Annotated in this window: 16 protein-coding genes; 10 read left to right on the top strand and 6 right to left on the bottom strand. The window is 42.3% G+C overall.

Annotation, left to right across the window (positions count from 1 at the left end):
- Nucleotides 1–73: 73 nt before the first annotated feature.
- The 6 genes from ACW6QP_RS02005 to dgt all read left to right on the top strand — a co-directional run bounded on the left by ACW6QP_RS02005 (nt 74) and on the right by dgt (nt 5,589).
- On the top strand, nt 74–802 hold the full coding sequence (locus tag ACW6QP_RS02005; protein WP_457909157.1) for a hypothetical protein: 729 nt from the start codon (nt 74–76) through the stop codon (nt 800–802).
- A gap of 74 nt (nt 803–876) precedes the next feature.
- A complete protein-coding gene (locus ACW6QP_RS02000) occupies nt 877–1,446 on the top strand; it encodes a DUF3109 family protein (RefSeq protein WP_457909156.1) in 570 nt (189 codons plus the stop codon).
- Between the two features lie 197 nt (nt 1,447–1,643).
- The gene (locus ACW6QP_RS01995; protein WP_457909155.1) at nt 1,644–2,453 is read left to right on the top strand and encodes a DUF4412 domain-containing protein; all 810 of its coding nucleotides are present in this window, start codon (nt 1,644–1,646) and stop codon (nt 2,451–2,453) included.
- A gap of 11 nt (nt 2,454–2,464) precedes the next feature.
- Nucleotides 2,465–2,686 (top strand): hypothetical protein, encoded by a 222-nt coding sequence (locus ACW6QP_RS01990; protein WP_457909154.1) that lies wholly within the window; start codon nt 2,465–2,467, stop codon nt 2,684–2,686.
- Between the two features lie 446 nt (nt 2,687–3,132).
- On the top strand, nt 3,133–4,092 hold the full coding sequence (locus tag ACW6QP_RS01985) for a ribonucleotide-diphosphate reductase subunit beta (RefSeq protein ID WP_457909153.1): 960 nt from the start codon (nt 3,133–3,135) through the stop codon (nt 4,090–4,092).
- A gap of 150 nt (nt 4,093–4,242) precedes the next feature.
- Entirely contained in the window at nt 4,243–5,589 is a 1,347-nt protein-coding gene (gene dgt / locus ACW6QP_RS01980) for a dGTP triphosphohydrolase (RefSeq protein ID WP_457909416.1), read from the top strand.
- 1 nt (nt 5,590) lies between these two features.
- Here dgt and ACW6QP_RS01975 read toward each other — a convergent pair whose 3' ends face one another.
- Both ACW6QP_RS01975 and ACW6QP_RS01970 read right to left on the bottom strand, forming a co-directional pair.
- Complete coding sequence (locus ACW6QP_RS01975; RefSeq protein ID WP_457909152.1) at nt 5,591–6,712, bottom strand: DUF3078 domain-containing protein; 1,122 nt, start codon at nt 6,710–6,712, stop codon at nt 5,591–5,593.
- Nucleotides 6,713–6,741: 29 nt separating this feature from the next.
- Nucleotides 6,742–8,520, bottom strand: a complete 1,779-nt coding sequence (locus ACW6QP_RS01970) for a 1-deoxy-D-xylulose-5-phosphate synthase (protein WP_457909151.1) — start codon at nt 8,518–8,520, stop codon at nt 6,742–6,744.
- Between the two features lie 91 nt (nt 8,521–8,611).
- Between ACW6QP_RS01970 and ACW6QP_RS01965 the strand changes: the two genes are divergently transcribed.
- Nucleotides 8,612–9,061, top strand: coding sequence for a nucleoside deaminase (locus tag ACW6QP_RS01965; protein ID WP_457909150.1), 450 nt, complete (start codon nt 8,612–8,614; stop codon nt 9,059–9,061).
- Nucleotides 9,062–9,099: 38 nt separating this feature from the next.
- Here ACW6QP_RS01965 and ACW6QP_RS01960 read toward each other — a convergent pair whose 3' ends face one another.
- Complete coding sequence (locus ACW6QP_RS01960; RefSeq protein WP_457909149.1) at nt 9,100–10,506, bottom strand: sugar porter family MFS transporter; 1,407 nt, start codon at nt 10,504–10,506, stop codon at nt 9,100–9,102.
- 270 nt (nt 10,507–10,776) lie between these two features.
- On the opposite strand from ACW6QP_RS01960, the gene ACW6QP_RS01955 reads away from it, so the two are divergent.
- Nucleotides 10,777–14,361 (top strand): metallophosphatase, encoded by a 3,585-nt coding sequence (locus ACW6QP_RS01955; protein WP_457909148.1) that lies wholly within the window; start codon nt 10,777–10,779, stop codon nt 14,359–14,361.
- A gap of 70 nt (nt 14,362–14,431) precedes the next feature.
- Here ACW6QP_RS01955 and ACW6QP_RS01950 read toward each other — a convergent pair whose 3' ends face one another.
- Nucleotides 14,432–14,962, bottom strand: coding sequence for a lipid-binding SYLF domain-containing protein (locus ACW6QP_RS01950; RefSeq protein ID WP_457909147.1), 531 nt, complete (start codon nt 14,960–14,962; stop codon nt 14,432–14,434).
- 287 nt (nt 14,963–15,249) lie between these two features.
- Here ACW6QP_RS01950 and ACW6QP_RS01945 point away from each other — a divergent pair, with 287 nt between their 5' ends.
- Nucleotides 15,250–16,458 carry a hypothetical protein gene (locus ACW6QP_RS01945; RefSeq protein WP_457909146.1) on the top strand — a complete coding sequence of 403 codons (1,209 nt, stop codon included), beginning with the start codon at nt 15,250–15,252 and terminating at the stop codon, nt 16,456–16,458.
- Between the two features lie 60 nt (nt 16,459–16,518).
- Here the strand turns inward: ACW6QP_RS01945 and ACW6QP_RS01940 are convergent, their stop codons facing one another.
- Nucleotides 16,519–18,660 (bottom strand): glycoside hydrolase family 97 protein, encoded by a 2,142-nt coding sequence (locus tag ACW6QP_RS01940; protein ID WP_457909145.1) that lies wholly within the window; start codon nt 18,658–18,660, stop codon nt 16,519–16,521.
- A gap of 121 nt (nt 18,661–18,781) precedes the next feature.
- Here ACW6QP_RS01940 and ACW6QP_RS01935 point away from each other — a divergent pair, with 121 nt between their 5' ends.
- Complete coding sequence (locus tag ACW6QP_RS01935) at nt 18,782–20,698, top strand: tetratricopeptide repeat-containing sensor histidine kinase (RefSeq protein ID WP_457909144.1); 1,917 nt, start codon at nt 18,782–18,784, stop codon at nt 20,696–20,698.
- Nucleotides 20,699–20,802: 104 nt separating this feature from the next.
- On the opposite strand, the gene ACW6QP_RS01930 is transcribed toward ACW6QP_RS01935, so the two are convergent.
- Nucleotides 20,803–21,069 (bottom strand): hypothetical protein, encoded by a 267-nt coding sequence (locus ACW6QP_RS01930; protein ID WP_457909143.1) that lies wholly within the window; start codon nt 21,067–21,069, stop codon nt 20,803–20,805.
- Between the last annotated feature and the right edge of the window lie 98 nt (nt 21,070–21,167).

Here is a 21,167-nt window from a genome sequence, read left to right as displayed (position 1 = left end):
GCATAATTTCGTAAATTCTCTCTTGAATTCCCCAGGTCAAAATCTCCCCCCGATAATTTAAAATTCAAGGTTTATGAAAGCAATTTATTTGATGTTGTTGGCGGGATTAATTTTCTCTACAGCCGGTGCGCAGAACAGTTTTTCAGGAAAAATTCAGGACTGGAATATGGGTGAAGCCCTGATTGTAAAACCCGATTTTATGGGAAATTCCAATGAGCCCGAACGCCAGGGCCTTATCAATGCCGATGGGAGTTTTAATATTCCGCTGGTAGAAATCAGCGATTTTAATGCCGATGAACAAAGCGATCCTGAAGGCCAATGGTCCAGTCGCCGGCTTAATCTCAATGAAGCCTTTTCCTGCTACAGCGGTGACCTCCAATATGAGAATGCTGCCCAACCGGTTGCAAATTTATCGACTATGGGGGTTTTTGAATTAAGTGATAGCAATGGCCGGGAAAATATAGGTTTTTTTATGCCTGTTAGCTCAAAAGAATTCGCGAGCTACTTTTCGTCATTTGGCCAGGAAAATGCGGTTAATGGATACACCCTGGATTATTATTATGTAAGCCAACCAGCGAAAATAAGCGGTAGCTGTAGCATCGAAAGCTATGTGCATAATGGTGAAAATTATATAGGCACCACACATTACGAGCTCGACCTGAAACCGGGTTGGAACCTCATAAAATATGAAGTGGTAGATCTGTTTACCGATAAAGACGGCAGGGCTTACGCTAAAGATGTTAAATATGCGAGTCTGGACGCCATGCCTACCGATGCCAGTTTTATATTTATGAAGAACTAAGCCTGCAGGAAGTGAGTTCAGATTAATTTTGAGCATTTGTTTTCGAATTACCGGCATAAAATTATCTTTGCCCCATGTTTCAGTTAGGAAAAACCATAGTTTCAGAAGAGCTTATAAGCCAGGATTTTGTGTGTAATCTGGCCTCCTGCAAAGGAGCCTGTTGCGTTGAAGGCGATGCCGGGGCTCCGGTAGAACCCGAAGAACGCGAAATTCTGGACCGAATCTACCCCGAGGTAAAACCTTATTTGCGGGAAAAAGGAATAAAAGCTATTGAAGCACAGGGCACCTATATCACTACTGAAAATAATGAAATCGAAACCCCGCTTATCGATGGGGGCGATTGTGCTTATGTGACCTTTGATGATAAAGGCACCGCCTTATGCGGAATTGAAGAAGCCTACAACGCCGGAAAGATCGATTTTAAAAAACCGGTATCCTGCCATTTATACCCGGTAAGAGTGCAGGAATACTCAGAATTTTCGGCCGTGAATTATCACAGCTGGCAAATTTGTGACGATGCCTGCAGTCTTGGAAAAGAACTACAGGTGCCGGTATATAAATTCACAAAAGATGCGCTGATTAGAAAATTTGGCCAGACCTGGTATGCCGAACTTGAAAAAGCCGCCAGGGATTTGAAGAAATAATTGCGATTAGCCGGGCATAAATTCAATCCAAAATCACCTGATCTAAAAGCTTCATTTTAAGGGATTTAATTTCAAACTTCGATTTAAATTCCTTATCTTTTGCTGTTGAAATAATACTTACCCTGCATTTCTGCCCTGCCCCGCAGAACCCCGAATCCCCCTTACCTAACCTGCTTAAAATTTAAACATTTTAAGTGATGAAAAATTTAATTTTTAGCATTATCTGCGCATTGGGTATGGTATTTAGTTCCAATGCCCAATTTTTAAAAAATCTCAAAGACAAGGTAGAACGACGGGTAGAGCAAAAGGTGACCGATAATATCGCTGATAAAGCTGCCACTGAAGCCGACAAATCCCTCAACAAGATGTGGGAAACCCAGCTAAGCAAAGGCCCAATGGCTATGGGTGCCAACCGGGTAGATGCCAGCGAGGTCCCCGAGCGCTATGAATTCGACTGGGCTTACCAAATGCAAATGACCACCGAACAGGGTACCTTAAACTTGAATTATTTTCTAAGTGAAAATGACTCCTATTTCGGAATGCATATGAAAGAAGGCGGCGATATGTATATGGTGCTCGATATGGATAAAAACCTTAGCGTGATGTATTTCAATTCTGAAGGAAATAAACTTTTAATGGCCAGCAAATTTGATATAGAGGATGCAGATATGGAAGAAGATTACCTCGACGATTATCGCATCACCGAGCTGGGTGAGAAAACAATACTGGGTTATCGCTGCAAAGGCTACCAGGTCGAAGATGACGAGCACCTAATGACGATGTATGTCACCAACGAAGCTCCCGTGAGTTTTATGAATATGCAGAAAAATAAGCAGGTAAAATTCCCTAAAGGTTTTAACGCCGATTGGCTTAAAGAAGGAAACGCTCTTATGATGGAGATGGATTTTAAGAATAAGAAAAGGCCCAAAGAAAGCGGCAGTATGAAATGTGTAGGTCTGGAAAAACAGCAACTCACTATCAATAAAAACGATTACAACTCACTATAAAAACCAAAAATATGAAAGATGCACACACTCAAAGCCAGGCCTCACCCACAGGCTCTGATGCGAAAACCATCGCAATAATCGCCTATCTCACCATCATAGGTTTAGCCATAGCCTTTGTGATGAACAAAGACAAGCAGGAAGATTTCGCAACTTACCATATCAAACAATCCCTGGGCCTGGTCGTTCTTAGCCTGGGACTTTTTGTTGTAGGGATGATTCCCATCCTTGGATGAATTCTAAGTTTTTTAGGAACTTTATTCCTGCTTTATCTGTGGATTATGGGACTTATCCACGCCATTAATAACGAAAAAAAACCGGTTCCCATTTTTGGGAAATACTTTGAAGAATGGTTTAGAAATCTCTAATAAATCAAAGGGATAGGCAGGCAAAAGATTTTGTAGGCTATCCCTTTCATTTTAGTTAAAATCCTCATCTTTTAATTCTTACGCCCTTACACAATTCATAATTAAAACTTAATAAATACTCGGGGGTAAACCCTTAATTTTCAACATTATAGTTAAATTTCTCCTTTGCTTTCTACAGCTTATAAAACTCTGAGACTCAAATTGTTAACAACTTTGTTCAAAAGCTTTTATTATTAAATCTTTAAAAAACAATTTATTTTTACATATTTGTTGAGAATATAACAACAAACGCTTCTTACAGCTAAAATATGTCAATGCCATCAGAGGAAATTTTACTACAACAGGACAAGAATCGTTTTGTAATTTTTCCGGTTAAACATCACGATATTTGGGATTGGTACAAGAAACTGGAGTTGAATCTCTGGACTCTGGATCCCGCCCAAACCACCGAAGAATTAGAAGTACGCAAACCGCGTTCGGCAAAAGCCGAAATCGAATACCTCAACAATCTTTTAGCCTTTTTTGCAGGAACCCAGAAAAAGGTTACTGAAAACCTAAGCAAAAACATACAAAATAAAATCGCTTTACCTGAAGCCGGGTTTTCTATCAACCTTTTATTACAGGCCGAAAATGTGCACCTACAGGCATTTTCAGTATTCAGCCGTATCTGGACCCAAACCCCGAGAGAAGAAAAAAAGCTGGTAACCGCCGTGGCTCCCAGGCTTCAAAAGCTTGAAAAATTTATATCGAAATACAGCAAAAATGCCAGTTTTGGCGAACTTCTGCTAGCCTCTGCCGCATTTAATGCCATCTTCTTTTCTACCGGGCTTTCAATTCTCATATTTCTGAAGAAAAAGAATATTATGCCCGGGCTTTCAAATTATTGCGATCAAATTTCCCGGGATAAAAGTCTTCATCGAAATTTAGTGATAGACCTTTTCAACGATTACCTTCAGGAAAAGGTGTCGGCTGAAAAAGCCCGGCAAATAATTATTGGCACCCGAAATTTGAGTTTGGAGATATTTTTAAACGATTTCCCGGTAAGCCTTATTGAAATGCAGGAGGAGCATTTGCAGCAATATGTGAATTTAGTTACCGAAGATCTCTTACAAAATCTAGGTTTTGACAAGAATTTAGCTGAAGAAACCGCAGTTTTATCAGAGCCAAATATTTCGCTGGCTCAGAGCCGGGCGAGCAAACTTCAGCAGAACAGTAAAAAAGACCCTAAAGAAAATAAAGAATTTGGCGAAGATGCCATTTCACGATCTCAATAACGTCGCGACCCCCAACGCGGCGTTTATTGAGTTCGAAAAATACAATCTACCCCCGGTAGTTATTGGCCGGTAATACCCCCACGTATTGCCGGCCCTTTTTATTCGCAGAGTTTCTTATTTTTGACCCCTTAGCCGAAATACAGCATTATGATGAACTGGGAACAACTCCTTTCGCTTAAAAGATTTGGAGACACCAATAAAAGATTAAGAAAAGAACAAAACGAAACCCGCCTTGGTTTCGAGGTAGACTACGACCGTATCATATTTTCTTCGGCCTTTAGAAGCCTTCAGGATAAAACCCAGGTAATCCCGCTTTCTAAAACCGATTTTGTACATACCCGCCTCACTCATAGCCTCGAGGTTTCGGTAGTAGGACGATCTTTAGGACGCCTGGCCGGTCAAAAAATTCTAGAAAAACATCCGCATCTGGAAACTATTCACGGCTATAAAATGAACGATTTTGGAGCTATTGTAGCGGCTGCCGCGCTGGCTCACGATATAGGTAATCCTCCCTTTGGGCATTCGGGTGAAAAGGCTATTGGTGAATACTTTAGGCACGGCGAAGGCAAAAGATTTAAAGCACATCTTAGCGAAAAAGAATATGCCGATCTTGTGAATTTTGAAGGGAATGCCAACGGATTTAAAATACTCACCGAAGACAGGCCCGGCATTGCCGGGGGACTTCGACTTTCATACGCAACCCTGGGGGCTTTTACCAAATATCCGAAAGAATCTCTACCCCATAAACCCAGCCCGCACATTGCCGATAAAAAATTTGGCTTTTTTCAAACCGAACGCGAAAAATTTGCCGAAGTAGCACAGGAATTAGGCCTGCCTAAAAGGGGCAAGGGAGATGACCTTGGTTTTGCTCGGCATCCGCTCGCCTACCTGGTAGAAGCTGCCGATGATATTTGCTACACCATCATAGATTTCGAAGACGGAATTAACCTTGGCCTAATCGACGAGGAATATGCGCTGGAATATCTTATCAATCTTGTAAAAGCCAACATCAACACCCAAAAATATCACAGCCTGCAAAACACGGCCGATAGGCTGGCATATCTTAGAGCCCTGGCTATAAACACCCTTATTGGCGAAGCTGTAGACTGCTTTATCAGGAATGAAGAAGCTATTTTAAGTGGAGAATTTCAGCAAGCCTTATTTGACAAGAGCAGTTATGAGGCCCAGATAAAAGACATCATTAAAATTAGTGTGGAAAAGATTTATCAAAGCGTGGAAGTGATCAATAAAGAGATAGCAGGCTATAAAATGTTAGCCCATCTCCTGAACACCTACACCCGGGCATTTCTCCCGGAGAAAGATCAGGAAAACTCCAATTATAATGCTTTGGTTTTAAAATCTGTTCCAAAGCTGGCCCATTTGCAGGAAGAGACCTCGGTCTACCGTACTTTGATGGAAATCTGCTCCTACACCGCCTCGCTTACCGATGGATTAACCGTTGCTTCTTTCGAAAAATATCAGGGTTTAAGGCTGTAAACTAAAATTCATAGACTACTCCCACGCCCAGGGTTTGCTTCAACTGAATTCTGGCTCCCAGGGTTTCGAGGTTTCCGTCACCGGTAACGTCTTTTTTTACCTTTACGTCATTATCGTACCTAAGATGTGTCCCCACGCTGGCCTTAACAAAGTCATTTACCTTCATATTCACGTTTAACTGCCAGTCTACATCTACATTTCCGAAGTCATTGAGATAATCGGTATATAGGCTTATACGATTACTTACATCTATATTTTCCCACATAGTTTTGGAAAATTCACTGGTGACCAGAATCCCCACCTCAGTTCTCATATTTTCACCCCGCTCGATGATGTTCCCATCTTCATCTTTAACTGCACCGGTAACCCCAAACATTCCCTCATCGGCCAGGCGCTGGCTAAAAACGAAAGTCGATTTTTGAGTTAAAGGAGACATATAAACGGTAAGATCTTCTGAAGGATGTGAAAACTCACTACCAACCCCCAGGAACAGGTATCCCGGAGCCATAAATCTCGATATGGGCGTATCGGTATCGGGATAGCGGTATCCATTGCTGAATTGGGTATTAAAATTAAACCGGGCAGAATAAAACCAGTTTGAGTTCTCGTTCTTGCGATAACTAAAGGTGGAGGTAAGCTCCAAAAGGTCTTCGGTTTTTCTTAATTCCCTGCCTTCCTGTGCATTTACCCCGTAGCGCCAATTGATTAAATTTTTCCACACCGTATGCCGCTTTTTAAAATTTCGGGCAAAATTGGCGTGAAACAATGCTGAAATAGAATTATTCCCCCCTGCATTCCAGTTAACAAAAGCCACCTCATTCAAATTAATTCCCACCGAATTTTTCTCTGTCCAGTTGATTACCACATTTTCGTGATGCCGGGTAGGTTTCAATGCATTTACACTGTCGCGGGTGGTTAGCCGTCTTAAATCGGCTTCCATCTTTCGGGTTCTAAGTTTACTCCGGTTAATTTCCGATACGGCTTTAAGCTTGCTTCGTTGTTCAAGCATACGTATTATATCGCTGGCCGAATAGGTAAGGGTATCTCCCGGGTTAGGGTCTATTTGAGCATAACCTGAAATTGTGCATAAGCACAACAGCAGGCTGGTAAGTAGGATTTTCATGGATAATCTGGATTCTTCGGATTTTCAATTTATAATTTTCGGATTTGAGAAATTATAGCCCGTCGTATATGTTCAACGCTAATTCCGGCGATTTCTTGTAATTCGCTCACACTTCCGTGCTCGGGAAATACATCGGGGATACCAAGACACTGGATAGGTACCCGGTATTGATGAGCAGCTGCGAATTCTAGAACTGCGCTGCCAAAACCGCCTGCTTTCACGCCATCTTCAACAGTGATAAGCCGGGTATAATTTTTAAAAATTTTATGTAATAATTCTTCGTCTAAGGGTTTCGCAAAGAGCATATCATAATGCCCTATTTTCTCTTCAGAAATTTGCTGAATGGCTTTTCTCACCAGCCCTGTCATACTTCCCAGGCTTAGCACGGCGATGTTTTCTCCTTCTGAAAGACATTCTCCGTTCCCGATTTCGATTTTTCTGAAATCCTGCTGCCAGTCTACCACTTCTCCACGTCCCCTGGGGTATCTAATCGCTATAGGAGCTACAAGACCCAGTTGAGCGGTATACAGCAAATTGCGCAGCTGAATTTCGTTTGAAGGAGCCGCAATTATCATATTGGGAATGCAGCGCAAATATGCAATATCAAATAAGCCGTGATGCGTGGCACCATCTTCCCCCACCAAACCTGCTCTATCCAGGCAAAAGATCACCGGAAGCTTTTGTATAGCCACATCGTGGATTACCTGGTCATAAGCCCGCTGTAAAAAGGTAGAATAAATAGCACAAAAAACGCTAAAGCCCCGGGTTGCCATCCCTGCGGCCAGGGTAACCGCATGTTGCTCGGCTATGCCCACATCAAAAGCTCTCTCAGGAAAAGCCTCCATCATAAATTTGAGGGAACTTCCTGTAGGCATCGCAGGGGTAATACCGATTATTTTCTCATTTTTTTTGGCCAGTTCCACCAAAGTTAACCCGAAAACATCCTGATACTTCAGAGGGAGCCCTTCGGTATCATAAGCCAGGAGCTCCCCGGTATCGGGACGAAATTTGCCGGGGGCGTGATATTTCACCTGGTCTTCTTCAGCTTTTTTTAGGCCTTTTCCTTTGGTGGTGATAAGATGCAGAAATTTGGGGCCCTTTACCTGTTTTAATTCTTTTAAAATTTTCAACAAAGCCGGGAAATCGTGCCCATCTACAGGCCCAAAATAATTAAAGTTAAGCGCCTCGATCATATTCGCCTGTTTCGGCTTGTAACCCACCCTGGCTTTGGTGAGGTAATCCTTAAGGGCACCTACGCTGGGATCTATTCCAATTGCATTATCATTTAAAATAACCAGTAAGTTGGCATCGCTTACCCCGGCGTGGTTAAGGCCTTCAAAGGCCATTCCGCTGGCTATTGAGGCATCTCCAATTATTGCAATATGCTGCCTTTGGTGGTTCTTTTCGAGCTTTGAAGCCAAAGCCATCCCCAAAGCAGCAGATACTGAGGTTGAAGAATGGCCAACTCCAAAACTATCATAGGGGCTTTCCCCGCGTTTTGGAAAACCGCTTATACCTCCAAGCTGTCGGTTCGTATGAAAAATATCCCTTCTTCCGGTTAAAATTTTATGCCCGTAGGCCTGGTGGCCCACATCCCAAACCAAAAGATCATCGGGGGTGTTAAATACGTAATGCAGGGCAATGGTCAATTCTACCACTCCGAGGCTGGCCCCCAGATGGCCTTCTTTACTTGCCACAATTTCAATGATGAATTGTCGCAGTTCGGAAGCTAATTGCTTGAGTTCCGCTTCGGGAAGCTGTCGCAAATCTTCGGGTGAATTGATCTTTTCAAGAATTTTTCCTTGCATAGCCGCAAAGTTAAAGTTTGATTTTAAATAAAGACTATGCATTTTAGTTAATGGCTTTGATTAATTTTATCCTTCCGAAGTAAAAAAAGACATGGAAAGTCCTTTCAACGACGAATATTTTATGCGGAAAGCCCTGGCCGAAGCTGAAGAAGCTTACTCCAAAGGTGAAATTCCGGTGGGGGTGGTCGTGGTGATTAACGATCGCATCATCGCCCGGGGACACAATCTTACCGAAACCCTTAACGATGTAACGGCCCACGCCGAAATGCAGGCGATTACGGCCGCAGCCGGATTTTTAGGCGGCAAATACCTCGTGAATTGCACTATGTATGTAAGCCTGGAGCCCTGCCAAATGTGTGCCGGCGCGCTTTACTGGAGCCAGATTTCGCGGCTGGTGTTTGCTGCGGAAGACCCCCAACGGGGATACCGCAAAACGGGGGTACAACTGCACCCAAAGACAAAAGTAGAATCTGGAATCCTGGCCGAAGAAGCTGCAGCACTTCTAAAACGTTTCTTTATCGAAAAGCGAAACCTCAATTAATCAAAAAACCGCCCGAAGGCGGTTTGTAGTAATTATTTTTAAGCTTTTGTTTCTTTCAATTTATCGGGGATATCCCAGATTTTTTCAAGCTCTTCAAGCGATTTTCCTTTGGTTTCCGGGATAAATTTCATCGTGAAAAATATAATTCCGAGGATGAAGAACGAAAAGATGAAATACGGCAGCGAGCCACTCCAAAAGGCCGAGTTGTTCATTTCACTTTCAGCAACGATCGGGAAACTTTGAGATACCACGTAATTGGCTGCCCATTGCGCCGCAACGGCTATAGACATAGCTACTGAACGAATTTTGTTGGGGAACATTTCAGATAAAACCACCCAAACCACAGGCCCCATAGACATTGCAAAGGCTGCCACAAACATCAAAACGCCTATTAGAGATACCAAACCAACATTGCCGGTCATTAGGGTTCCACCAAGCAATAAGAACCCAACGATCATTCCTACCGATCCAATGTAAATAAGTGGTTTTCGCCCAAAACGATCTACTGTAGCCATCGCAACGAAAGTAAATACCAGGTTTACAGCTGCAAGTAAGATTTGCTGTGCCAGGACGTCTTCTTTTCCAAAGCCAAGCGCTTTTTCAAAAATATCGGCCCCGTAATAAAGCACGGCATTAATTCCTGTAAACTGCTGTAAAATCGAAAGCACGGTTCCAATAGCAATGATCGAGAAAACCCCTTTGGCGAAGATATTTACTTTCACTTTTTTATCTTCTTTTTGCAGGGAATTTTCAATTTCCCGAAATTCGATATTAGCCATTTCTTTTCCGTGAATTTTGGTAAGCACTTCCAGGGCCTGGGTTTTAAAGCCCTTTAAGGCCAACCATCGCGGGCTGCGGGGAACAAAAAACAGCAGAATTAAGAAAAGGCTGCTGGGGATAAGTTCAGACCAGAACATACTACGCCAGCCAAATTCGATATTTTCAGCTTCGGTATTGCTGCTTCCGATAAAATAGGTGGCCAGGAAAACCACAAAAAATCCAATTACAATAGCCAGCTGGTAGTAACTAACCAGAGTACCCCGAATTTTAGCAGGGGCGATTTCAGCAATATAAGTGGGAGCATTCATAGACGCCAGGCCAATTCCCAAGCCTCCAATAAGCCTAAAAGCTACCAATAAGCTAACCGATTCGGGTAAAAATGAAGGCAAACCTGAACCCCAGGCCGAAATCGAAAACAGTATAGATGAAATAATAAGCGAATACTTTCTACCTACCATATTGCTTAAAGGCCCAGCGACAATAGCACCTACAAAACAGCCCAGCAGTGCACTTCCAACAACCCAGCCTTTCATCGCTGCATCCAGGTCGAAATACTGGCTGAAATAATACTGAGATCCATTAATAACACCGGTATCGTACCCAAATAGCAGTCCGCCCAGGGCAGAAACTATGGTAGTCAAAATGAGATAAGACTTATTATGCATAAAATTTTAATTTATTTAAGAGTGGGTCAAGGTAAGAAATTAGGATTAATTGAGTTACGCTCAATCCTTCCCGGGGCCTGTTAACAAATTATATTTGATGTAATTAATAAGACAATTTTCTATGAATTTTAATGCGAATTTGGATTCACAAACCTTTAAGCCTGCAAAACCTGAAAAATGTTATAAAGCGTTAAAATTTATAAATAAGAAAAAAATTTTTCTGAATCTTTATTTTTAATCACGCTTTAAGGTCTCACAAATCATAAATCTATGAACGGGAAATTCTTCTCACATCCTACAGAATCTATCCTTAGACTTTCAGGATTTTTATTTTTTCTGATTTTTTCTATTCAGAGCCAGGCTCAGGAAAACAGTAAAGAAATCATACATTCCATTTATTTTACCGCCAACACGGGGCTTGACGATTCAGAAATCTCCAAACGTATTCTTACTCAGATAAATGAAGCCTCCCAAAATGACGCTGAAGCCAGCGTGGTGGTAATGGGAAATATCACTCCTAAAGGTGGCTATCCCCCCAAAAAAGAGGACAGAAAAAAGGTAGAAGATTTTCTGAAACGAAGCCTTATGACTCCGCTTGAAGGATTTAATGGGAATATCATTTACAATCCCGGCCGAAACGAATGGAACAAAGAAGGCCACCAGAATATCGATGATCTGGAGAGTTTTCTTCAGGATGAAAGCGAAGCTGAATTTTGGCCTAACGATGGTTGCCCCATTGAAGGCGAAGATCTAAACGATGACGTACGCCTGGTGATGGTAGACTCGCAATGGTTTCTGGAAAACTGGGATGACCACCCTTACATAAACGATAAATGTGAAATCAAAACACGGGAGCAATTTTTTATTGAATTTAAAGATGAGTTAAAAGATGAACAGGGAAAAACCATTATTGTAAGCGTGCACCACCCGGTGATGTCTAATACGAGGCTTGGTTTTTTCAATAAAATAGGTGGCTTCACCGAGCAATCTTATGAAAACCCTCTAATGAAAGAACTTCGCGGAAAGTTAAAAACCCTTTCCCGCCAGTTTGAAGATGTGATTTTTGTTTCGGGTAATGACAGGAACCTCCAATATATTCTGGATGACAATACCCCGCAAATCATTAGCGGGGCGATGGGGAAACTTCAGAAAGTGAAAAAGGAAAAAGATTATTTTGCTTCAAGTACCCCAGGCTTCAGCAAACTTAATATTTTTGAAGACGGGAGCTCGGTGGTAGATTTTTATGAAGCCGGGGAAAACGGACCAAATTTGCTGGAAAGCCGATACATTAAACGGGAGCGCATAGACCTGGACGAGGTAAGCTGGCATTCTAAAGAAGATTTTGGAGCTACCTATAAAGCCTCGGTATATGAGACCGAAGAAGTAGAAAAGTCTTTCCCCTACCGCAAAATGTGGGGTGAACATTATCGGGATATTTATGGAAGAAAGATAGAAGTTCCGGTATTGTTTATCGATACACTTCCCGCCAATCCGGTTGCGATAAGCGAAGGCGGCGGGAAGCAATCCCGATCCCTGCGTATCAAAGACGACGATGATCACGAATATACCTTACGAGAGGTTAGAAAAAGCGCATTGCGTTTTATCCAGGCAAATATTCCCACCAATTATGTGTTGGAATTTATGGACAACACCATAGCCGAAAGAATTGTTCAGGATTTTTATACTACGGCCCATCCCTATGCGCCCTTTGCGGTGAACAGCATTATGGAAGATCTGGGAATTTTTCACGCAAACCCAAAACTTTACTACCTGCCAAAACAGGAGAACCTCAACATCTTTAACGAAGATTATGGTGATAAGCTTTATATGCTTGAAGAACACGTAGGCGATCACAACAAGGAGTTTTTCGATTTTGGAAATGCCGACGATATCATAAGTACTTCAGACCTTTTGCTTGAGTTGCGGGAGACCAAAAATATCTATGTAGATGAACAGGCCTATATCAAAGCCCGCCTTGCCGATATGTTAATTGGAGACTGGGACAGGCACGAAGACCAGTGGCGCTGGGCAGAATTCGAGGAGAACGACAGCATCAAGGTGTACAAACCCATTCCCAGAGACCGGGACCAGGCTTTTTCAAAATATGATGGTTTGATGGTGCGACTGCTGAAATTCGGTTTCCCAGAGATGCGGGCCATGCAAACTTTTGAGGCCGATCTAAAAGACGTAAAATGGTTCAATAAATCTGCATTTTCGCTCGATAAAGCCTTTATTCGAAATGCCACCTGGCAGGATTGGAAAGAGCAGGTTGAATACATTCAGCAGAATCTTACCGATGAAGAAATTGAAGCTGCCTTTGCCACACTGCCCGAAGATGTCCAGGATGAAAGCATTGAAACCATCAAAAGTTCTTTAAAAGCCCGTCGGGATAACCTGGAAGGCATTGCTAAACGCTATTACGATTACCTCATAAAATTTGATGTGATCACCGCTACTGAAGAAGATGATGAAATCGAAATTCTCCGTAAACCCGGCGGCATTACCGAAATCACTGTAAAAGGCGGGGATGGTTCTGAATTCAGCAGAGAATATAATTCTGCTGAAACCAAAGAAATCTGGGTGTATGGCCTGGAAGGAAAAGATACTTTCACCAGCTCAGGAAAAGGGAATAATCTAATCAAGCTGAAGCTTATAGGCGGAAAAAACAATGACACTTACAGTCTTGAAAACACCAGACGCACCAAGGTGTATGATTATCGCAGCAAGAAAAACAGCCTGGAAAAAACCGGGTCAAAACTGCTAACCGATTCTTACGAGATCAACAATTATAACCCAAATAAGAAGAAAAGAACCACCAATGTGCTTTTTCCAAGTATAGGTTTTGACCCCGATGCCGGATTTAAAGTAGGCGTTCGCAATACTTTCACCACCTATAACCTGGTGAGAAATCCATTTACCGCGAAACACGATGTTTCTCTGAATTACTTTTTTGCCACCGATGGATTTTCAGCCGAATACTATGGCGAATTTGCTCATATTTTCCCCAATTGGAATTTTGGACTTGACGCCAAATACACCAGCCCGAATTATACCTTAAACTACTTTGGAACCGGAAATAGCAGCAGCTACGATGAAGAGGCAGTAGATCTGGATTATAACCGGGTTCGAATTCAGCAATTTGCTGTGGCCCCGTCTTTAATAAACAACAATAATCGTGGAAGCCGTTTTGAACTCAAAGCGATGTTTGAATCTTTAGAGACCGCATACGATGAAAATGCCTTTATTGGCCTGGCCTTTGACCCTGAAGACGATGTTTTCAATCAACAATTATACGCAGGCACCGAAGTGAGCTATCAATATCTTAACCAAAACAACCCGGCTTTCCCCAGCCGCGGACTCAATTTTAATGTAACTACGGGTTATAAAACCAATATCGACCAATACAACAACCAATTTGGATATTTGAAGCCTTCGCTTTCTATCAATTATCCGCTGCATTCCAGTGGTATTGCAACTATAGCTTCTAAAGTGGGCAGCGAGATGATTTTTGGAGACAATTATGAATTCTATCACGCCGCTACCCTGGGAGGCAATTACAGCCTTAGAGGTTACCGAAATGAAAGATTTAACGGGAAGAGCTCATTCTATCACAGCACCGATGTGCGCGTAGGGCTAAGCCAGATTAGAACCAATTTTGTACCGCTGCGGTTCGGGATAAGTGGTGGCTTTGACTACGGAAGGGTTTGGAGCGAAGTTCCCGAATCTAACGAATGGCTCAGCAATTATGGGGGTTCGTTTTTCATTAACGGATTCAACGCCCTCACCGCAAATATTGGATATTATATTGGAGACGATGGCGACCGGGTGATGTTTAGCCTTGGCTTCAATTTCTAAGCAAAGTATTTTAAAACAAAAAAGCCCGGAATTCTTACAAATTCCGGGCTTTTTAGATTTTCAGAATGAATTACTGCATATCCTGGTAGTCAAATCTCTGACCACCAACCGAGGCTTCTATCATCGCTCCAGCTTTTGGCATCGTAATAATAGCCCGCCCGTCTTTAAATTCAAGGCTTTTGGCTTTGCCTTTTTCAATAACTACTGCCGAGGCATTTCCGGCAAGTTTGTAGCTACCTTCCTTGAATTCATCTAATTCGGCCTGGGTTTCGAAAAGAATAGCCTGTCTAAAAGCCTGACCCCCCAGTTGAAAACCAATATCCAATTGCCTTAATTCAGCAAAACCTATTAATTCTCCATTTTGATAAACCACTCCGTTTCCGGCAGCCCCTCCTAAAATATAGGCCCCTTTCCCAACATTAGGAAAAATCACATAGCCCGCAGCTTCATCGAAAAGATTTCCTGTTTCAGCATTTTCAGCCATAAAGGCGGCTTTTGCCTTTTCTGCATCATCGATCAATTCCTGCTGTTCGGCGGTTTGTGCGTTCAAGTTATAAACGGCAAATAAGCCAAAAAGCAGCATCATTAGTTTCGTTTTCATAATCATCATTTTTTAAGGTTACTTCATTAAAATTAAGAACTGCTTCAAAAATCCTCTGTTAATAAGCTGTTATTTCACTAAATATTAGAGCTTCAGCAAATTCCACAGTTTTATGATGTATTTCCACAGGTTTTAAACTTTTTCTGGTTTCAATCACTGCCTTGTTTTAGTTCATATCTAAAGAAAATTAACCCAAAAGACTGAAAAACAGCACTAAAGAGAAATTTCAGGATAAAAACCGAAAAGTGGTAGGGATATTGAAAAAAACAGGTAAATCAAATCTGGAAATGTATAACGACATAGAATTTGTACTCAATATACTTCAGGCATTACTGCTTATTCCTTTCCTGCATTTAATTAATCAGGAAATTTTTAAGCGTTTAAAAGCTCGTCATAGTTTTTTTTCATTCAAGCTTATGAACAGCCTGTTTTTCTATCATCTTTTCTTCGGAATGGTGTATTACAGCTATGCGCTTTTCAATCCTTCAGATTCGAAGCGTTATTATAGCGTGCCTCAAAAAGAAGGTGCAGAATGGCTGGACTTTGCCACTACCGGAACGGGGTTTATAGATTTCCTCTCCTATCCTTTTATCAACTTCCTGGGCTTCAGCTATGAGATGATGATGCTTTTGTTTACCTGGATAGGTTTTTTGGGCTTTATGTACGCCTACCTTATTTTCAAGGAAAACCTCAACCATAAAATTAAAGTTTTCAGGAAAATAGATCTGTTACATCTCATCCTGTTTTTGCCAAATATGCACTTCTGGACCGCTTCTTTTGGAAAAGGAGCTCCCATTTTTCTTGGATTGATGATGTTTGCCTATGCGATTAAAAATCCGCAGCAAAGGTTTCAACGCCTTAGCCTGGGCTCAATTCTAATTTTTTGTATTCGCCCCCATATTTTCCTAATGCTTGCCGGCGTGGCGCTACTTGGAATATTTATAGGAAAGAAAAGCATTGAATGGAAACAGAAACTGGTGTATTTCGGTCTTTTAGGCGGGATGTTACTATTGTTCAGAGACCAGATTCTGGCCGTGGTGAACCTCAATAATTCTGAAAACCTGGTCGCCGATTTTCTTGCCTTTACTGAAAAGCGCTCAGAAGCTTTGAGCAGTGCCACTTCGGGGGTAGCGATGAACGACTATAGCTTTTTCGAAAAGATATTTACCTTTTGGTTCAGGCCGCTGTTTTTTGATGCCCCGGGCTTTTTTGGGGTCATCGTTTCAGCTGAAAATTTGCTATACCTGGTTCTGGTTTTAAAGCTTTTCAGAAAGAATTTTTTCAGTTTTTTGAAGGTGGCACCAACCAAGGTAAAGATGAGTCTTTTGTTGTTTATAGGTAGCTCCCTGTCTATGACTTTTGTGATGTCTAACCTGGGAATTATTATTCGTCAAAAAACCATGGTGATGTATTTTCTGTTTTTTGTGATCTATTATTTCTTAGGCCACGAACAGTTGATGAAGAAAACAAGATCACTACCACCAAAAGCAATCTAAAATTAAAAACCCCTTACCGGCTGCGGCAAGGGGTTTTTGATTATTCCTTCAGAAATAAACTTACAATTTCTTAAGGCCTTTCATCTCGTCTTTTGAGGCTTCCATAATGCTAATCGCGAATCCGCCGCCGGGAGCCGATCTTTGCTTCAGTTTAGACCTATGATTTACAATTACTTTTCTAATCTCATAAGCCTGCGGATTCTCCTTATAGTGAGCATCCTCGGCATCGGCATAGATCGTAGCAACATAATCTTTCCCTTTTTCGAGGAAGTCGAAATTTAGATTGGCAGTTCTGGCCTGGGTGCCATTCACATTTCCAACAAACCAGTTATTGCCCTCTTTTTCTTTTCTGGCAATAGTAAGAAAGCGACCGGGTTCAGCTTCCAGATAATGACTTTTCTCCCAGTCTATCGCCACATCTTTGATAAACTGAAAAGCATCCATAAACTGCTCGTAATGTTCGGGCAGGTCGGCGGCCATTTGTAAAGGCGAGTACATAGTTACATACAAAGCCAGCTGGTTGGCGATCGTGCTGTTTACGTGAGAATTATTATCGGGATTGAGCTGGCTAATGTCCATCACAAAAATTCCCGGGGTATAATCCATAGGCCCACCGATTAAGCGCGTGAATGGCAATACGGTTACGTGATTGGGTTTATTGCCTCCAAAAGCCTGGTACTCGGTACCTCTGGCCGATTCGTTTGCGATAAGGTTAGGCCAGGTTCTGGCGATCCCGGTGGGGCGCACCGCCTCATGGGCATTGATCATCACTTCATAATCTGCGGCCTTCTCCAGGGCATATTGATAGTGATTCACAATCCACTGGCTGTAATGATTTTCACCTCTTGGCAAAATATCTCCCACATAGCCTGTTTTTACCGAATTATAACCATTAGCCTTCATAAAAGCATAAGCTGTATCTAAGTGTCTTTCATAATTTCTCACCGAAGCCGAAGTCTCGTGGTGCATTATCATTTCTACCCCCTTACTTTTGGCGTAATCACGAATTTCTTCCACATCAAAATCGGGATAGGGAGTCACGAAGTCGAAAACATAATCTTTGGAATTCCCAAACCAGTCTTCCCAGCCTACATTCCAACCTTCTACCAAAACTCCGTCAAAACCGTGCTCGGCAGCGAAGTCGATATGCTTTTTCACGTGCGGGGTATTGGCAGCGTGGCGGCCATTGGGTTTAGCTTCTTCAAAATTGGTTTCTCCCAGTTTCACGGCCGAAAATTCATCGGTGTAATTCCAGGCGCTTTTCCCGGTGATCATTTCCCACCAAACCCCAATATATTTTGTGGGTTTTATCCAGGAAACATCTTCAATTTTATTGGGTTCATTAAGGTTATAGGTAATTCGCGAAGCCAGTATTTCACGGGCTTCGTCGCTTACAATAATCGTTCTCCAGGGCGTTTGGGCGGGGGCCACCATATAGCCTTTATCGCCGTTCACATCGGGAGTAAGCCAGGACTCAAAGACCATAGTTTCTTCATCAAGGTTTAGGTGCATTGCCGGGTAGTCGATAAGCGCCGCCTCGTGAAGGTTAATATATAACCCATCCTGAGATTTCATCATCAGCGCGGTTTGAACACCGGTGTTCGAAAATGAAGTTTGAGACACATTAGCGGTGATCGCCTTTTCCATCAAACCAGAAATTTCCGAAAGTTTGCTTTCGGTATAATCATACTCCTGGGTGTCATAATCTCCCGGAATCCAAAAGGCGGTATGGTCGCCGGTCATCGCAAACTGGCTGCGCTCTTCTTTGATCACAAAATGCCCTAAATTCTCCTGAAGCGGAAATTCATACCTAAATCCCAGCCCGGTGTCGAAAAGTCTAAACCTGATTTTTAAGTTCCTGCCGGCATCTTCCTGCTTTAGCTCTACTAAAAGCTCATTATAATTATTCTCAATTTCGCTTTCTTCGCCCCAAACCGGCTGCCAGGTTTCGCTGAAGCTATTTGTTGCGGTTTCTACGATGCTGAAATTGTTTAAAAACGAATGCTCTTCATTTTTGAGTTCCAGCCCCAGTTTACTGGGCTTTACCACAATTTTTCCTTTATACTGAAGTTCATACTGCGGGCTTCCATCTTCCTGCAGGGAGAAATTCATCTTTAAATTCCCATTGGGCGAGGCCAGGTCTTGTGCCGTTAAGCTGAAAATGCTGAAGCACAGGCTTAAAAACAGGCTTAATTTTTTCATTTGATTTCGATTTTTTAGACTTAATTACAAAAGTAATGGAAATCACCGAAGTGAGTTGAAAATGGCGGCTTCAGTTATTTTTTTCTTCTGAATAACCTGATTTTTTGGTTAATTTTGAGCTATGATTCAGCCCCGAATTTTGTTTTCCCTACTCCTGGTTTCGGCGATTTTTTCAGCTTGTTCTGAAAAACCTGAAAACACTTCAGAAACCACCGAAGATTCAGCCTTTTCTTATTTTGAAAAAGCCCGGGAAGCTTCGGCAATTTCAGAAAAACTCGGCTGGCTGGATAAAGCCCTGAAAAATACCGGGCCAGATTCCGATACCTTGCTTTCGCAGCTATTGGACTATAAAATCTATTATCACAATCAGCTAAAAAATTACGACAGCGCAGCTTTTTACATAGACAGTCTTCAGCAGAGTTCAACAAGAAGAAAAGACACGGTCGGAATTGCAAAAGCCTATTACCGAAGGGCGGTTTTAAACCGGCTTCAGAATAATCCTGAAGAAAATTTTAGAAACAGCTTTGAATCCCGAAAATATTATCTCGCCATTGGCGACAGCACAGCTTTTGCCCGCCGAAGCCTGGAAATGGCAGTGGCCCAAAGCCGTATGAACGATTATTCGGGCAGCCAGGAAACCGCTACCGAAGCTTTAAAATATTTGAATCAGGCCCTGGATTCCTCCTATCTTTCCAGCGCGCACAATGTTATCGCCATCGCCTACCGGCAGCAGGGTTTTGAAGCTGATGCGGTAAGAGAATATGAGAATGCTTTAAAATTCAGCACCAAACCCAGCGATAGTCTTAGTTACCTTAACAATATCGCCATGGCGCATTCGCAGGCCGGGAAATATGAAGCAGCCCGGCAAAATATGCTGGAGGTTCTTAAAAAAGTAAATCCTGAAGACAGCATAGCCTATGCCCGGTATAAAGATAATCTCGCCTGGATAATCTGGCAGGAAAATCCCGAAACCGATATTGAAGCTGAATTGCTGGAGGCCCTGAAGCTGCGCAAAGCGGTAAACGATAAAACCGGGATGCAGGCCAGCTATGAGCACCTGGCCAGATTTTATGAAAACCGCAATCCCGAAAAGGCAATTGCTATGGCCCGGGAACAACTTAATACGGCTAAAGCTAATGGCAGCGCCACCGGAGAGCTCGATGCCTTAAAAAACCTTCTGGACCTTTCTCCTACCGAAAGGGATGGGTTGTACATTGACAGGTTTGTGAGCCTCAACGATAGTTTAAATCGGGCGAATTTGCAGGCGAAAAATGCCTTTGCCAAAATACGCCTTGATGAGGAGCGCAACAGGCAACAAATTCAAAACTTACAGACTCGAAGCCTCCAACAGCGTCTGGAAGCCGAAAATTTAAAGAATCGCAGTATCATCCTGGGACTTATCATTTTAATCCTGGTTTTGGGAGCCGTTTTCTACGTTTATTTTCTAAGGCAAAGAAACCGCAAGGAGAAAATTCGGGTGGTACATAAAACCGAGAGCCAGATCTCTAAAAAAATCCACGACGAACTGGCCAATGATCTTTATAATTTAATGACCCTGCTCGAACCTATAGCTCCTAACAGCAGTATGGACAGGCTGGAAAGACTATATCAACGCACCAGAGATATTTCCCGGGAGAACGCCGCCATCCCCACCGGAAGTGATTTTGGCCGAAATCTCATCGAAAGTTTAAAATATAATTCGGGCAGAGCCAGGCTTATTTTAAAGGGGGCAAGCGAGGTAGATTGGGAAAAAATTTCAGATGAAAAGAAAATTGTGATCTACAGGGTTTTGCAGGAATTGATGATTAATATGAAAAAACACAGCCAGGCCCCACTGGTGGCCGTGTTATTTGAAAAGAAGGCCAATAAGCTGCATATTAATTTTAACGATACCGGAATTGGAGCAGACTTAAAACAATTCAGAAGCAAAAACGGACTCCAAAATGTGGAAACCCGTATTTTTTCTGTAAACGGAAGTATTAGCTTTGACTCGGCCGAAGGAAAGGGATTTAGAGTGGCCATTCAAATCCCCTACTAACCGGCCAGGGGTTAATAGATATTCCCTTAAAGACCGTCCTGAAAACAGGGCGGTTTTTTTATTTTCGCTGAATCTATTTTGAAAAAGATGGAAAGTTTAATCTTCTAAGCAGTTAGCAGCTTAAACAGGCGTTTATCCAGTTCAGAACTTTCGATTTTCTGATAAACGTTTAAAAGGTTCGCGATAAGTTCACCTATGGCATCCTGCCGGGCTTCGGCTTTTTCCATAAACTGAATCTTTCCCCAGCCTTTAATATCGCATACCATAAGTCCGTTCGCATCACGTATGCTTTGCTGCCTGGCGTCATAAAATACCGGGAAGGCGATAGTCTCGAGCGCAAGATCATAACCGTTTAAAATGTTCATTTTCATAGCATTACATTTTTAAACAAAACTAAAAAGCTCAAACAGGTTTAAGGTTAATAGAGGGTTAACTCCTTTGCCGGTTTTTAAACTCCGGGTTAAATATT

The organism is Salegentibacter haimaensis, from assembly GCF_054121495.1.
Note: the sequence above shows the minus strand (reverse complement) of the source record. Positions and strands in the feature narration are given on the sequence as shown.

What these genes read in the sequence shown, in the direction of transcription:
- ACW6QP_RS01990 (WP_457909154.1), top strand. Translation starts at nt 2,465, where the DNA reads ATGAAAGATGCACACACTCAAAGCCAGGCCTCACCCACAGGCTCTGAT.
- ACW6QP_RS01945 (WP_457909146.1), top strand. Translation starts at nt 15,250, where the DNA reads ATGTATAACGACATAGAATTTGTACTCAATATACTTCAGGCATTACTG.
- ACW6QP_RS01975 (WP_457909152.1), bottom strand. Translation starts at nt 6,712, where the DNA reads ATGAAAATCCTACTTACCAGCCTGCTGTTGTGCTTATGCACAATTTCA.
- dgt (WP_457909416.1), top strand. Translation starts at nt 4,243, where the DNA reads ATGAACTGGGAACAACTCCTTTCGCTTAAAAGATTTGGAGACACCAAT.
- ACW6QP_RS01965 (WP_457909150.1), top strand. Translation starts at nt 8,612, where the DNA reads ATGGAAAGTCCTTTCAACGACGAATATTTTATGCGGAAAGCCCTGGCC.
- ACW6QP_RS01930 (WP_457909143.1), bottom strand. Translation starts at nt 21,069, where the DNA reads ATGAAAATGAACATTTTAAACGGTTATGATCTTGCGCTCGAGACTATC.
- ACW6QP_RS01970 (WP_457909151.1), bottom strand. Translation starts at nt 8,520, where the DNA reads ATGCAAGGAAAAATTCTTGAAAAGATCAATTCACCCGAAGATTTGCGA.
- ACW6QP_RS02005 (WP_457909157.1), top strand. Translation starts at nt 74, where the DNA reads ATGAAAGCAATTTATTTGATGTTGTTGGCGGGATTAATTTTCTCTACA.
- ACW6QP_RS01995 (WP_457909155.1), top strand. Translation starts at nt 1,644, where the DNA reads ATGAAAAATTTAATTTTTAGCATTATCTGCGCATTGGGTATGGTATTT.
- ACW6QP_RS01940 (WP_457909145.1), bottom strand. Translation starts at nt 18,660, where the DNA reads ATGAAAAAATTAAGCCTGTTTTTAAGCCTGTGCTTCAGCATTTTCAGC.
- ACW6QP_RS01955 (WP_457909148.1), top strand. Translation starts at nt 10,777, where the DNA reads ATGAACGGGAAATTCTTCTCACATCCTACAGAATCTATCCTTAGACTT.
- ACW6QP_RS02000 (WP_457909156.1), top strand. Translation starts at nt 877, where the DNA reads ATGTTTCAGTTAGGAAAAACCATAGTTTCAGAAGAGCTTATAAGCCAG.
- ACW6QP_RS01950 (WP_457909147.1), bottom strand. Translation starts at nt 14,962, where the DNA reads ATGAAAACGAAACTAATGATGCTGCTTTTTGGCTTATTTGCCGTTTAT.
- ACW6QP_RS01935 (WP_457909144.1), top strand. Translation starts at nt 18,782, where the DNA reads ATGATTCAGCCCCGAATTTTGTTTTCCCTACTCCTGGTTTCGGCGATT.
- ACW6QP_RS01960 (WP_457909149.1), bottom strand. Translation starts at nt 10,506, where the DNA reads ATGCATAATAAGTCTTATCTCATTTTGACTACCATAGTTTCTGCCCTG.
- ACW6QP_RS01985 (WP_457909153.1), top strand. Translation starts at nt 3,133, where the DNA reads ATGCCATCAGAGGAAATTTTACTACAACAGGACAAGAATCGTTTTGTA.